General features: G+C 65.4%; 10 protein-coding genes. 6 read left to right on the forward strand and 4 right to left on the reverse strand.

Annotated features, from left to right (window positions below; genetic code table 11):
- Nucleotides 1-16: 16 nt before the first annotated feature.
- Genes QW887_RS04500 through QW887_RS04510 form a run of 3 tightly spaced genes read left to right on the forward strand, consistent with a single transcriptional unit; the run spans nucleotide 17 to nucleotide 3,452 of the window.
- Nucleotides 17-994, forward strand: a complete 978-nt coding sequence (locus QW887_RS04500; RefSeq protein ID WP_315711812.1) for an ABC transporter permease — start codon at nucleotides 17-19, stop codon at nucleotides 992-994.
- A 2-nt stretch (nucleotides 995-996) separates the two neighbouring features.
- Entirely contained in the window at nucleotides 997-1,827 is an 831-nt protein-coding gene (locus QW887_RS04505) for an ABC transporter permease (RefSeq protein ID WP_315711810.1), read from the forward strand.
- Nucleotides 1,824-3,452, forward strand: coding sequence for an ABC transporter ATP-binding protein (locus QW887_RS04510; protein WP_315711809.1), 1,629 nt, complete (start codon nucleotides 1,824-1,826; stop codon nucleotides 3,450-3,452). The genes QW887_RS04505 and QW887_RS04510 overlap by 4 nt, the downstream gene beginning before the upstream one ends.
- Here QW887_RS04510 and QW887_RS04515 read toward each other — a convergent pair.
- Nucleotides 3,449-4,759: an FAD-binding oxidoreductase gene (locus QW887_RS04515; RefSeq protein ID WP_316192962.1), complete on the reverse strand. Its 1,311-nt coding sequence runs from the start codon at nucleotides 4,757-4,759 to the stop codon at nucleotides 3,449-3,451. The two genes, QW887_RS04510 and QW887_RS04515, sit on opposite strands and share 4 nt — an antisense overlap.
- Before the next feature lie 150 nt (nucleotides 4,760-4,909).
- On the opposite strand from QW887_RS04515, the gene QW887_RS04520 reads away from it, so the two are divergent.
- Nucleotides 4,910-5,767 (forward strand): VOC family protein, encoded by an 858-nt coding sequence (locus QW887_RS04520; protein ID WP_316165359.1) that lies wholly within the window; start codon nucleotides 4,910-4,912, stop codon nucleotides 5,765-5,767.
- 40 nt (nucleotides 5,768-5,807) lie between these two features.
- Here the strand turns inward: QW887_RS04520 and QW887_RS04525 are convergent, their stop codons facing one another.
- The 3 genes from QW887_RS04525 to QW887_RS04535 are packed head-to-tail and all read right to left on the reverse strand — an operon-like array spanning nucleotide 5,808 to nucleotide 8,952.
- A complete protein-coding gene (locus QW887_RS04525; RefSeq protein WP_315711805.1) occupies nucleotides 5,808-6,842 on the reverse strand; it encodes a 2Fe-2S iron-sulfur cluster-binding protein in 1,035 nt (344 codons plus the stop codon).
- A complete protein-coding gene (locus QW887_RS04530) occupies nucleotides 6,842-8,773 on the reverse strand; it encodes an ethylbenzene dehydrogenase-related protein (protein WP_316165358.1) in 1,932 nt (643 codons plus the stop codon). The genes QW887_RS04525 and QW887_RS04530 overlap by 1 nt, the downstream gene beginning before the upstream one ends.
- Nucleotides 8,770-8,952, reverse strand: coding sequence for a hypothetical protein (locus tag QW887_RS04535; RefSeq protein WP_315711801.1), 183 nt, complete (start codon nucleotides 8,950-8,952; stop codon nucleotides 8,770-8,772). Before QW887_RS04535 ends, QW887_RS04530 begins: the two co-directional genes overlap by 4 nt.
- A 776-nt stretch (nucleotides 8,953-9,728) precedes the next feature.
- On the opposite strand from QW887_RS04535, the gene QW887_RS04540 reads away from it, so the two are divergent.
- Both QW887_RS04540 and QW887_RS04545 read left to right on the forward strand, forming a co-directional pair.
- Nucleotides 9,729-11,591 carry a type I secretion system permease/ATPase gene (locus QW887_RS04540; protein WP_315711800.1) on the forward strand — a complete coding sequence of 621 codons (1,863 nt, stop codon included), beginning with the start codon at nucleotides 9,729-9,731 and terminating at the stop codon, nucleotides 11,589-11,591.
- A 3-nt stretch (nucleotides 11,592-11,594) separates the two neighbouring features.
- Nucleotides 11,595-13,550, forward strand: a complete 1,956-nt coding sequence (locus QW887_RS04545) for an HlyD family type I secretion periplasmic adaptor subunit (RefSeq protein ID WP_315711799.1) — start codon at nucleotides 11,595-11,597, stop codon at nucleotides 13,548-13,550.
- The last annotated feature ends 48 nt before the right edge of the window (nucleotides 13,551-13,598 follow it).

Below are 13,598 nucleotides of genomic sequence, written 5' to 3' on the forward strand. Positions count from 1 at the left end.
CCGTCAGGATAAGGCCATGCGCATCTTGAGCCTTGCGGGGCGGCGGCTCGCCGCCTCGATCCCCACCCTGTTCCTGATCCTGATCGGCGTCTTCCTCCTGCTGCAGCTCGCGCCGGGCGATACGGTCGACGCGATGATGGCTCAGATGGGCGGCGGCGATGCGGCGACCGCCCGTGAGCTGCGCCGCTTCTACGGGCTGGATCTGTCGGTCCCGATGCAGCTCGCCAACTACCTGTGGCGGCTGGTGCGTCTCGATCTCGGCTTCTCCGCGATCTACGGCAAGCCGGTCGCCGCCGTGATCCTGGAGCGGCTGCCGCCGACCCTGCTGCTGATGACCTCCGCTCTCTCCTTTGCGTTCTTCTTCGGCCTCGTGTTCGGCGTGATCGCGGCGCGCGGCGTCAATCGCTGGCCGGATACGCTGATCTCGACGGTCGGCCTGATCTTCTACGCCACGCCCTCGTTCTGGTTCGGCCTGATGGCCATCGTGGTGTTCTCGATCTATCTGCAATGGCTGCCCGCGGGCGGCTTCGAGGACATCGGCGCCGTCAGCACCGGGATCTGGCGCGTGCTCGACATTGCGAGCCATCTGGTGCTGCCGTCGCTGACGCTCGGCCTGATCTTCCTGGCCATCTATCTGCGCATCATGCGCGCATCCATGCTCGAGGTCCTGAACCTCGATTTCGTCCGCACCGCGCGTGCCAAGGGCCTCGACGAAACCCGCATCATCACCCGCCACGTGTTGCGCAACGCGCTGCTGCCAATGGTGACGCTGATCGGACTCCAGGCCGGAACGATGCTCGGCGGCTCGGTCGTGGTGGAGACCGTATTCTCGCTGCCCGGCCTTGGGCGCCTCGCCTATGAATCGGTGGTCCAGCGCGATCTCAACACGCTGCTCGGAATCGTCTTCGTCTCCGCGCTGCTGGTGATCCTGGTCAACTTCGTCACCGACCTGCTCTACGCGCGGCTCGATCCGCGCATCACGGCGGAGGGCTGAAACTGGACGCCGCGAAGCGCTACTTTCGCAGTCCGGCTGCGGTGCTGGGCCTGATCCTGCTGCTGATCGTCGTAGGCATGGCGATCAGCGCCGGCTATCTGTATCCGCGCGATCCGCTCGCCCTCGCCGGCCGGCCGCTGATCTGGCCGTTCGCCAATCCACGGTTCCTGCTCGGCACCGACAATTCCGGCCGCGATATCGCCGCCCAGATCTTTCACGGCGCCCGCATCTCGCTCCTGATCGGCGGCGTCGCCACGTTCATTGCCGTGGCGATCGGAATCATGGTCGGCGCGCTCGCCGGCTACTACGGCGGGTGGGTCGACAACATCCTGATGCGCATCACCGAGGCCTTCCAGACACTGCCGAATTTCGTGCTGCTGCTGGTGCTGGTCGCGGTGTTCGGCTCGACCTTGACGACGGTCACGATCGCCGTCGGCATCGTCTCATGGCCGGCGCCGGCGCGGTTGACGCGGGCTGAGTTCCTCTCGCTGCGCAGCCGCGAATTCGTCCAGGCAGGCCGCACCCTCGGCATGCGCGACACCCAGCTGATGCTGGGCGAGATCCTGCCCAACGCGCTGCCGCCGGTGATCGTCTATGCCGGCGTCGTGATGGCGGTTGCGATCCTTCTGGAGAGTGCACTCGCCTTCCTGCGGCTGTCCGACGCCAACGTCGCCTCCTGGGGCAATCTGATCGGCCTGGGACGCGATGTGCTGCGCGTGCAGTGGTACGTATCGGCGATCCCCGGTGTTGCCATCCTCATCACCGTGCTTGCGGTGTCGCTGGTCGGCCAGGGCCTCAACGATGCACTGAACCCCCGGCTGAAGCAGCGATGAGTCCAGCCAAGCCCGTTCTGACCGTCGACCGCCTCAGCGTACGTCTGCCGAAAGGCGCCGACCGCATGCATGCGATCTCGGAGGTCTCGCTTTCGATCGCCGAAAACGAGATCGTCTGCATCGTCGGCGAGTCCGGCTCCGGCAAGTCGATGATGGCCAACACGATCATGCGGCTGCTGCCGGACGGCGTGACCACCGACGGCGGCCGCATCCTGTTTGCCGGCCACGACCTCTGCACCGCCACGGCGGCCGAGATGCGCCGCATCCGCGGCGCCGAAATCGCGATGGTGTTCCAGGAGCCGATGACCGCGCTCAATCCATTGCGCACGATCGGCGACCAGATCGGCGAGGTTCTGGACATCCATACCGATCTGTCGAAAGTCGAGATCAAATCACGCGTGCTGTCGCTGCTGTCGGACGTCAACATTCCCGATCCGCCGCGCGCGGCGAAGGCCTATCCGCACGAGTTGTCCGGCGGACAACGCCAGCGCGCAATGATCGCCATGGCCTTGGCGCTCGATCCGAAGCTGCTGATCGCCGACGAGCCGACGACGGCGCTCGACGTCACGACGCAGGCCCAGATCCTCAAGCTCATCCGCGAGCTGCAGCAGAGGCGCAAGACTGCGGTGCTGTTCATCACGCATGATTTCGGGGTCGTCGCCGAGATCGCCGACCGCGTCGTCGTGATGCAACATGGCAGCGTCGTCGAACAGGGCGCGGCGGCGGATGTCCTGCAACGGCCGCAGCATGACTACACCAGGCAACTGATCGCCGCGGTGCCGCCGGTAGCGGCGCCCCCGGCACGCAAGCTGTCGGACCGGATGATCCTCACCATCTCCGCTGTCTCGAAGACATATCGCACCGGCGGCTTCCTCGGCCGCGGCGAGCGCGTCACCCATGCGGTCAGGGACGTCTCGCTCGCGCTGCCAAAGGGCGCGACGCTCGGCATCGTCGGCGAGTCGGGCTCCGGCAAATCCACCCTCGCCCGCTGCATCATTCGCCTGATCGATCCCGACGCAGGAACGATCCTGCTCGACGGTGAGGACTGGGCGCCCCTCTCCCGCAGCGAGGTCAGAAACCGGACCCAGCAGATGCAGATGGTGTTTCAGGACCCGTTCGCCTCGCTGAACCCGCGGCGCAAGGCGGTCGATCTGGTGGCGCAGGGACCTATCGTGCACGGCACCTCGCGAGAGCAGGCGCTGACGGAGGCGCGCGAGCTGTTCAGCCTGGTGGGGCTCGACCCGTCGGCCGCCGATCGCTTCCCGCATGAGTTCTCCGGAGGTCAGCGTCAGCGCATCGGGCTGGCGCGCGCGCTGGCACTGAAGCCCAAGGTGCTGGTCGCGGACGAACCGGTGTCCGCGCTCGACGTCTCCGTTCAGGCGCAGGTGTTGAAGCTGCTGACCAGCCTGCGCGAGCGCCTCGACCTGTCGATCATCTTCATCACGCACGACCTGCGCGTCGCAGCCCAGATCTGCGATCTGGTCGCGGTCATGAAGGACGGCGTCGTCGTCGAGCATGGACCCACGCACGACGTGTTCGGCAACCCGCAGCATCCGTATACGCAGGCTCTGCTCGAGGCCATTCCGGGCGGCGACTTCGCCCGGACCGAACATCCCACGTCTTAGCCGATCTCACGCGCGTCGCGATATCGGTACAACAGCAGCATCAGCGGCGCGAACGGACGCAGCAGGGCGTGCGCCGGAATGGTGACCGGCTCCGTGAACGGCAGCGCCAGCTCGTTGGCCGGCACGCCCCGCACCGCTTTCGCAAGCTCCGCACCGAGGGGGATCGTGAGCGCGACCGCGCGGCCGTTGCAGCCGGTCCAGCCATAGGCATCAGGACCGAGGCGATGAATCCGCGGCATGTAGTCCGTGGTCATGCCTACATAGCCGTTCCAGACATAGTCGAACCTGACCTCGCCGATCTGCGGCCACAGGCGCTGCAGGCGTTCGGCGACCCGCGCCTTCAGCCGCTCGGCCTTATTGCCGGGGCCGATCACGGCGCCGCCGGTGACCAGTCGGTTGCGGGCGTCGTAGCGCGCAAAATAGAGTTCGCCATGGGTATCGGACATCGCCTGCCGCGCCGGGATGACGGTCTTGCGGACATTGTCCGACAGCGGCTGCGTCGCCATCTGCCACGACAGCACGGGCATCACCTCGTGCGCGATATCCGGTGCGAGCGCCTTGGAGAACTCGCCGCTATAGGCATTGCTCGCCAGCACCAGCGCGCGCGCCGACAGCTCCCCCCGTGCGGTGCGCACGATCCAGCGATCCCCCCGCCGGGCGAAGTCGATGACCGGTGAGCGCGCATAGATCCGGCCGCCCAGGCTCAGCACCGTCCGCGCCAAGCCACGCGCCAGCGCGAGCGGATTGATGTGGCCGCCGGTCTTGTTCCAGAAACCGCCATGCCAGGCGTCCGAGCCGAGCATGTCTCGCGCCTGATCGCGCGACAGCAGCTCGACCGGCGCACCGAACTTCGACCACTGCTTGAACCTGCGCTCGGCGATCTTGATGCGGCCGGGCGTATGCACCGGCTGGACCCAGCCGGCCTGTTCATGCTCGGCGTCGATGTTGTACCGTCTCACGGTATCGAACAGATTGGACGCGCTGTCGCGCAACATCGCCACGAAGCGCTCGCCGGCGGCGCCATGACGCGCGACGAGGTCGTCCGGATCGGGACGTGACAGCGTCGGAATGACCTGACCGTTGTTCCGGCCGGATGCGCCCCAGCCGGGCTCCATCGCCTCGACGATGGCGACGTCCGTCCCAGCTTCGCGCAGATGCAGCGCCGTCGACAGCCCCGTGAAGCCGCCGCCGATGATGACCACGTCGGCCTGCACACTGCCCTGAAGCTCGGACAGGTCGGGTCCAGGCGGGGTCTGCGCCGCCCAAAGGGATGGCGGCCATTGAACGGAATCTGTGGTGGTGCTCATCGCGGACAGCTCATCCTTGCTGGTCGACCACCCTGCCGGAGATCGATCTTGCCTTGCGCCCAGCGCCCCGCAGCGCCGGTTGCGGCGCATGGGTCGATTGGGCATAGTTCGGCCGCCAATATGCCAAGTTCGCTGCAAGGAGACAAACGCGTGGCCCTCAAGAATGTCATCGGTATCGATCACGCGGTCGTCGTGGTGAAGGATCTCGACGCCGCGGCGGAGACCTGGAAGCGGCTTGGTTTTACGCTGTCTCCGCGCGGCACGCACAGTGCCAAGATGGGATCCGGCAACTACACCATCATGCTCGATCCTGACTACATCGAGTTGCTCGGCATCCTCGCCGAGACCGATCACAACGTTCCAACCCGCAATTTCCTTGCCCAGCGCGGCGAAGGCATCGAGCGCATCGCCTTCACGGCGACCGATTCCGCGGCCGGCGCCGAGGAAATCCGCGCGAAAGGTTTTGAGCCGATTGGTCCCATCGACTTCGAGCGTCCGGTGCCGCTGCCCGACGGCAGCATCTCGGCAGCGAAATTCCGCGTGTTTCAATGGCCGGTCGCGGAGGCTCCGGGCGGCCTGCGCATCTTCGCCTGCCAGCACAAGACGCGCGAAACGGTGTGGATCCCGGAACTGATGCGCCATGCCAACGCCGCCAAGCAACTGAAGCAGGCGCTGATCGTGACGCCGGATCCGGCCAAGGACGCGGCTCACCTGTCGCGCCTGATCGATCGCGACGGCCGGGACGAAGCCGACGGCGCCGTGACCGTCACCTCGGGCGGTGACCGCGCCGATTTCGTATTCCTGACCAGGGACCAGCTCGCAGCGCGCTATCCGGGTGTGTCGCTTGCCGGCCTGCCGGAGCGAGGCGGCGCAGGCCTGGTGCTGGCCTCACACGATCTGACCGCCACCGAAAAGGCTCTGGGCGCGGCAGCGGTGCGCAGTGGCGCGAGCCTGATCGTTCCGCCCGCGTCGGCCACCGGCACTCTGCTCGCTTTCATGGCCGGCTGAGCGCCGGACTGCGGCCGCGCGCGTCGCGGCCGCAACGATCTCATTCCGCCGGCTGGAACATGGCCGGCCGGCCTCGCTGGCTGTCGAGCCACCCGACCAGCCGATCCATGAGTCCGCCGCTCGACTCGGAGGGCTGCGCCGACGAGACGAACGGATCGCAATGACACTTCGCTCCGGCCGCGCGCGACATCTTCGCGACCGCCTCCGTCATAGCCGGCGCGCCGCAGGTGTAGACGACGTCGTTCGGCGTGAGCTCCGGCATGTGTTCGGTCGGTCGGCCGCTGCGAATCGCCGGCGAGACGTTCTGCGGCTCCGATACGATCGGGATGATCTTCACGTTCGGGAAGCGCGCCAAGCGGCACAGCGCCTGATGCATGTAGAACGACTGCAAGGTGCGCGACACGACGATGAAGACGATCTCGCGCTTCGGATTCTCCGTGATGGCGGCGACCGCGATCGCCCACATCGGCGCGAAGCCGGTGCCGCTCGCCACCAGGATGATCCGGCCGCGATGCTTCTGACGGAAGAACGCGGTGCCGAGCGGAGCCGTCAGCTTGACGCGATGGCCGACCTGGATGTCACGGCCGAGCGCCGAGGACACCAGGCCATCCTTCAGGATGCGGATGTGCAGATACAGCAGATGGCTATCGGGTGCGCCGACCATCGGATAGGTCGGGCTGTAGCAGCGTGTCGGAAAACCGCGGTACTGGACCTTGGCGTATTGTCCGGGGAAGAATCGCAGCGGCTTCGGCATCTCGAGTGTGACACCGACGACGTCGGGCGCGAGCCGCACGAGATCGCCCACCTCGCAGTTCATCGTCACCGTATCCGGCACGGGCTCCGTGATGATCTTGAGGTCGGACACGACACGCGCCTGGCACGCATGCGCCATGTCGCCTTCCATGCCGCCGAACAGCTTGCCGTCGATGACCGTCACTTTACAGGAGCCGCAGATTCCGCTGCGGCAGTCATGGGGCAGATCCACGCCACTGTTGATGGCGCCGTCGAGCAGGATATCGCCCACATTCGCGTAGAACGTTTCCCTGTTGTACTGGATCTTGCAAATCTTACCCATTACTGCACCTCAAGTCGCATCGGCCGGATCTGCCTGGTATGTCTGATCTGGGTATGGTCGAACGCTGCGACACGCATGAACACGCCATTCTTGATCGGAACGTCGTACTTGCTTTTCGTGTCCATTTTGCGGGCAATTTCGAGCGTCCAGTGGCCCGCGGCCCAACGCGCAGCGCAACGGATGTCCGCGCGATCACCGGTGAACTCGCCGCTGACGAGAACACCGGGCACCACGGTCCCGATCGGCGTCTGGGCATCCGCCTCGGCCGAATAGGGCACCGATTCGGCCTCTGTCATGAACCAGCGCGCGCCTTCACTCTCGCCGATGTTGGGATCGAGATTGATCTCGCCCATCGCCGCGGTCATCGCGGCGACGTCCTTCGGAAGGCGCTTCGGTCTCACGCCCCGATTCCCCAGTCTTGCGGCCTCCCTGTCGATCACGAAATTGTCCGAATAGTTCGCAGTCCCCGGATCCGGTGCGAACCCGCCCTTGTAGGGCGTGAGTCCCTTGACCTGATCCGGTGTCGGCTCCGCAGGCGGACCGAAATGATCATCGTCCATCCATCCGGTCGGGCCGCCGCTCGTCGCCTTCCACAGCCAGGCGTCGGCATAGAGATTCGGCGCCGGCGTGTAGTGGATGCCGCGACCCGACAGCGTCGGCGGCTTGTCCGGCATCGGCTGCGAGCTCATGTGAAACGTTCGGTCCGCGGCCAAGGTGATCGGCAGCGTCGTGAACAACAGCGAGAACTTGTCCTCGTTGAAATCGTTCTCGTCGCCCTTGTCGAATCCATTCTGCAGGAGATGCCAGCCATCCGCCTTCTTGATCAGCGGCAGCTGCTTCAACGATCGCGTCGGATCCTCCCAGATGACGAGGAAGTAGACCCACGTGCCGTCATGCGCCGCCTTGATCCAGACGCGCGATTCGCCGGTACCGTCGAAATTGTCGCCCTGGTTGGTCGTCACCATGTGCGGCTGGATGTTGCGCCAGACACGATCCGACGAATCGCCGTCAAGCGTCGGCGCATCCGATGTCGCGATTCGATACACCGTGACGGTGTCCTCGGCGTAGTAGTCGGCGGCGAACATCGCCGAACCGATCACGATGGCTGCGGCGATCGCGACCATGAACGGGTTGGATTGGAAGCTCGGATTGCGGCGGCGGGAATTGCCCTTGGCAGGTGTCGGCGGCGGACGCATGCGGCCCGGCGGCACACGCGGCTCGGACCGGGCCCGCATCGGCTCCTCCATGCGCCGCGGCGCCGGCATCGGCTCACGCGCTGCAGGCCGCGCAGCTGGCGCCGGCCTCCTCGGAGGCGCCTCCGCTTCCTCCAGCTTTTCCGACTGCTCGACCAGCATCGTGAGGAGTTCGACGGGATCGAGCTTTGGCGGCGGCGGCGGCAAGGGCGCCGGCCGGAACACGCGATAGAGCTGCATCTTTCCGCCGATGCTGAAGTGAACCAGGACGTGCAGCACCACGAAGGCCGGGATCACCCAGGTCGCGTACCAGTGGATCATCATGGTGACGTAGCCGGAGGCTACGCCGAAGAAGAGCATGCCTCCGGTGACGATCAGGATCGCCATGGAGATGAAAAGCACCCAATGCAGCATCACGCTGATCGAGCCCAGCCGCGCCGGCCGGCGGCCGAGCAAGCCCTTGAAGCGCATCTTGTCGATGGTGACGCGACGGCCGAGCCCTGACTTCGAGATATAGATCATGTAGGCGACGGCGACGCTCGCGAGCACGACCCCAGCCGGCATGTGCCAGGTCCAGGTCCGGTGCCGGGGCAGCAGCCAATCGAGATTGTTGGCGATCCATGCGTGTCCAGGCGCTTCGGTCGCCATGCGAAGCCCCGTCAGGAACGCGATCACCGTGGCCCCAACCAGGGTCCAGTGCAGGATGATCGTTCCATAGTCGGTCTTGCGGATCTTCATGCGTGCGCCTCCAGAGCTGCGCGCACGCGATCGGCGCGATTCACCGCCGACCTGGCGACCGTATTTCGTCTCAGCGGACCGATCCGGCGCAGGATGATCAAGTATTCAACCCTGCGGGCCGCCCCTCGACCCGAATCCATTCCCGCATCACGCGTCTCGATGGTGATGTCGTCCAGCAACTTTGTCGTCCCCCGGATACGCTTTACTAAGTGAGCAACTTCGTCCGACTTCGGCGTTACGGCGCCGTTCTGCACCCAATCGTTGCCCCGCTACGCTTGAGCGTGATCGGTTGGATCACGCCTATGGTTGATCAGCTGCCGTGGCCCGAGCCGGTGACGAGTTGCTCGGATCGCACGCGGACTGATCTGCTTCGTCCTCCCTGGAGTTGATGTTGATCTCGTGCGCCCGATGCTTGGCGGGTCACCGGTTCCACAGCGGCCGCACGTTCGATGATAGAACACATCGTCGGTCGCCATGCCCGGCTGAGCTGATTGCACGTCTTGGATTGGTGCGCGGAGCCGCATGTCCTTGTGTTGCCGCCGCCATCATGATCGTTCTCCGCACCATCATCGAATACCGCATGATCGAGATGACAACGCCTGTGCGTTGCACCGCAGGAAGATTTATTCGGCTTCGTGGCGTCATTCGGCCCGGACCGCGACCAATGAGTACGGAACCAAGGTGATAGACGGACGAATGTGTGACACGCGTCGCGTGCCGATGGCTGCTATCACGCTGCAACTATCGACGATCGCGGACGGATTTCGCACGGACCCGATCGCGCTGAACGATGCCACACTTTTTCAGAGCCGCCCCGGCGCATCGCGCCTCGTGCCGGTCGTTTGCCCGCGACGCTGCGACGGAATTGCCCACTTGTCCAATTGTTGCCGGAAAATCGTCGGTATCGACTGTCAATAGCGCGGAGTGAAGCACTGTGTTTGGGAGACGCGCCTGGATGAGTCTGGCTCAAGACCGCCCGAGAACGAAAGCCGCGGCTGCCCTCAACGACCTTCTCTCGGGAAGCGACGATCCGGTGACGCGCGGGTTGCGCCAGGCTGTCAAACGCATGGCCGGCATCGGCGTGTTCAGCGGCGTCATCAACATCCTGATGCTCTCGGGCTCGGTTTATATGATGCAGGTCAATGATCGCGTCGTTCCGAGCAAGAATCTCGCCACGCTCGTCGGCCTGTCGGTGATGATTCTAGCCGTCTATCTGATTCAGGGTTATTTCGACGCGTTGCGCACCCGCATGCTGTGCCGGGTGGCGACCGTGTTCGACGCGAGCTTGCAGGACGCGATTCATCACGCTCTGGCCACCCTGCCCCTGCGCGGCACCAAGCCGATGCTGATGCAGCAGCCGCTGCGCGATCTCGACCAGCTGCGCGCCTTTATGTCGAGCATGGGACCAACCGCCTTTCTCGACATGCCATGGATACCGATCTTCCTGATCGGCATGTTTCTGTTTCATCCGCTGATCGGCATCACGGCCGTCATCGGCACGGCCGGAATCATCTCGATGACGCTGGTGACCGACCGGTTGTCGCGTCAGGCGAGCAAATCCGCCAGCGATACGAGCGCCGCGCGGCAGGTTCTCGCCGACGCCACCCAGCGCAATGCCGAGGTGATTCGCGCGCTCGGAATGCTGGATCGCTTCTCGGCACGCTGGAACGCCGTCAACGAGCGCTATCTGAAGGACAACATTCGCGCGAGCGATGTCTACGCCAATCTCGGAGCCGCCGCGAAAGTGCTGCGCTTCATCCTGCAGTCGGGCATGCTCGGCATCGGCGCGGCGCTCGTCGTCTCCGAGCAGGCCTCCGGCGGCGTGATGATGGCCTCGTCGATCCTGATGGGCCGCGCGCTCGCCCCGATCGAGATCGCACTTGGCAGCTGGAAACAGCTGGTCGCCGCGCGCCAGGGCATCGCGCGTCTGCGCGATATCTGCAAGGCCACCGCCAGGCCGGAAGCGCCGCCGGTCGCGTTGCCCCGCCCGTTCCGCGAGCTGACCGTACAGGAGCTGACGGTCACCGCGCCGGGCACCGATCGGCCGATTGTTCAAAACGTGTCGTTCTCGATCAAGGCAGGCACGGGTCTGGCACTGCTCGGCGCGAGTGCCTCCGGCAAGACCTCGCTCTCGAAGGCGCTGGTCGGCATCTGGCCTGCACAGCATGGATCCGTCCGCCTCGACGGCGCAGCGCTCGACCAATGGAGCAACGAGGATCTCGGCCGCCACATCGGCTACCTGCCGCAGGACGTTGCCCTGTTCGACGGCAGCATCGCCGACAACATCTGCCGCTTCGACGAGAATGCGAGCTCGGATGCGATTCTGAAGGCGGCGCAGATCGCCGGCGTGCACGACATCATCCTGCGGCTGCCGGAAGGCTATTCGACGCGAATCGGCCAAGGCGGCATGTCGCTGTCGGCCGGTCAGCGGCAGCGCGTGGGTCTGGCCCGCGCGGTGTATGGCGATCCCTTTCTCATCGTCCTCGACGAGCCGAATGCCAATCTGGACACCGACGGCGAGAACGCGCTCAGCCGCGCCATTCAGATCATGCGGCAGCAGAACCAGAGCATCGTGATCGTGATTTCGCACCGTCCCAGCGCGCTGAATGCGCTCAACATGGCGCTGGTGCTGTACGAGGGCAAGGCGATCGCATTCGGTCCCTGCCAGGAGATCTTTGCCCGCGTCGCCGGAGCCAACAAGGCCGCGGGACCCGCCGTCGCGCATGCCCCCGCTCCGCCCAGGGTTGCTGCTCCCGCAGCGGCGCCAAATCCGAACGCCCGCTCGCTTCGTCGCGCCGCCCCAGCAGAAAGCGCTTGATCAATGAAACACATCAACGACTTCAGGCCGTTCGACGACGACGATTATGTGCGACCGAAGACTCGCGCGGTCGGTCCGCAGGGCGATGCATTGATTCTCGAGCTGCAGCGGCTGCAGGGCGCATTCGACGACGGCTCCGACGAGGACCCGCGGCAGCGCCACGGCACACGGGACGGCGGCAAGAAGCGACGGCGTCCGCCACCGTCGCCAGGCAGGCCAAAGCCGCGTTCGAAGAAGAAGGGCAGCACCATGGGCCGCGCCCTCGGTGCGTCGCTGTCGCTGTTCGGTCTCGGCGCCCAGGCGCCCCGGACACGCCGGGGTGAAGGCATCCGCGAGATGGACTGGCAGCAGCCCGCACCGATGCGCGGCAACGAGCCGGAGCTGTCGCCGCCGCCGCGCCATCCGCCCGCGCGCATGGCGGGCAGCAATTCGGCGCCCCTGCTCGACCTGCAGGATGCACGACGCGACGGCAATTTCGGCGTCGGCGCGCCGCGCGCGGTCGGGCAGCAGAACCTTCCCGCCCGTCTGGCGCATGCGCCTGCCGTTCCGCAAACCCGTGTCGGCCGCCTGGTCGGTACCGCCGGTACGGCCTTGACCACCGGCATGACCTTCATTGCGACGCAAGGAACGGCGGCCGATCTCGACGACGGTTCGGACGAATCGCTGGTGCCGCGCGTCAGCCGCATGTTCGAGAACGAGTTGCGTCTCGGCTTGCGGGTGCTGCTTGTCGCCGGCGTTCTCGGCGGCGGCTGGCTGACCCTCGTGCCGCTCGCCGGCGCGATCGTGGTTCCCGGCAATCTCGTGGTGCAATCCAACGTGAAGGCCATTCAGCATCCGACCGGCGGCATTGTCGCGGAAATCAAGGTCGACAACGGCAAGCGCGTCGCGGCGGGCGATCTGCTCGTGCGGCTCGACGCTACGCAGAGCCAGGCCCAGCTCCAGGCGATCACCAAGCAATTGAACGAGCAGCGCGCCAAGATTGCGCGGCTCTCGGCCGAGCGTGACGGTCTCGATCAGCCGGACTATCCGTCCACTCTGACCTCACGTCAGGACGATCCGAACGTCCGCACCGTGATCGCGTCGGAGAACGCGCTGTTCAAGGCCCGTGCCACGACCCGCAAGAGCCAGAAAGAGCTGCTGCAGGGCCGCATCGTCCAGCTGAACAACGAAATCAGCGGCATGGAGTCTCAGCTCGAATCCAAGAACAAGCAGATCGAGCTGATCAAGGGCGAGTTGGCCGGCGTGCAGGAGCTCTATGACAAGCGGCTCGTTCCGCTGACGCGACTGACCACGCTGCAGCGGGAAGCCGCTCGGATCGACGGTGAACGCGGCCAGCTGGTGTCCAGCGTGGCGGAGACGAGGTCCAAGATCAGCGAAGCCGAGCTCCAGACCGTCAAGATCGATCAGGATTTCCGCAGTGAGGTGGTCAAGGACCTCAGCGAGTCCCAGGCCAAGGAAGGCGATCTGGTCGAGAAGGGCGTCGCCGCGCGCGACCAGCTCGATCGCATCGAGATGCGCGCGCCGAACTCCGGCACCATCCACCAGCTCGCGATCCACACCATCGGCGGCGTCATCAAGCCGGGTGAGACCGTCATGGAGCTGGTCCCCGATTCGGACGAACTGCAGGTCGAAGGGCACGTCCAGCCCAAGGATATCGATCACGTTCACACCGGGCAGGATGCGATGGTCCACTTCAACGCCTTCAACCAGCGCACCACGCCGAAATTGAGCGGCCAGGTCTCGTTCGTGTCGCCTGATATCACCAATGACCCGCGAACCGGCTCCACCTTCTACACGGTCAGGATCACGCTGTCCGACGAGGAGCGCAAGCGGCTCGGCAACGTCAACCTGATGCCCGGCATGCAGGCCGAAGTCTACGTTCAAACCGGCAGCCGGACGATGCTCAGCTATCTGATGAAGCCGGTTCTCGATCAGTGGCGCCGCGCCTTCGTGGAGTAACAAGACCGAACGGCCGCGGTCGGCGTCATCGCTCACGAATGAACGCAG

Origin of the sequence: Bradyrhizobium sp. SZCCHNRI3052, assembly GCF_032484895.1 — a bacterium.
Taxonomy (GTDB): Bacteria; Pseudomonadota; Alphaproteobacteria; order Rhizobiales; family Xanthobacteraceae; genus Bradyrhizobium.

Coding starts and splice junctions, on each gene's coding strand:
- QW887_RS04500 (WP_315711812.1), top strand. CDS start 17: ATGCGCATCTTGAGCCTTGCGGGGCGGCGGCTCGCCGCCTCGATCCCC.
- QW887_RS04510 (WP_315711809.1), top strand. CDS start 1,824: ATGAGTCCAGCCAAGCCCGTTCTGACCGTCGACCGCCTCAGCGTACGT.
- QW887_RS04515 (WP_316192962.1), bottom strand. CDS start 4,759: ATGAGCACCACCACAGATTCCGTTCAATGGCCGCCATCCCTTTGGGCG.
- QW887_RS04525 (WP_315711805.1), bottom strand. CDS start 6,842: ATGGGTAAGATTTGCAAGATCCAGTACAACAGGGAAACGTTCTACGCG.
- QW887_RS04530 (WP_316165358.1), bottom strand. CDS start 8,773: ATGAAGATCCGCAAGACCGACTATGGAACGATCATCCTGCACTGGACC.
- QW887_RS04540 (WP_315711800.1), top strand. CDS start 9,729: ATGAGTCTGGCTCAAGACCGCCCGAGAACGAAAGCCGCGGCTGCCCTC.
- QW887_RS04545 (WP_315711799.1), top strand. CDS start 11,595: ATGAAACACATCAACGACTTCAGGCCGTTCGACGACGACGATTATGTG.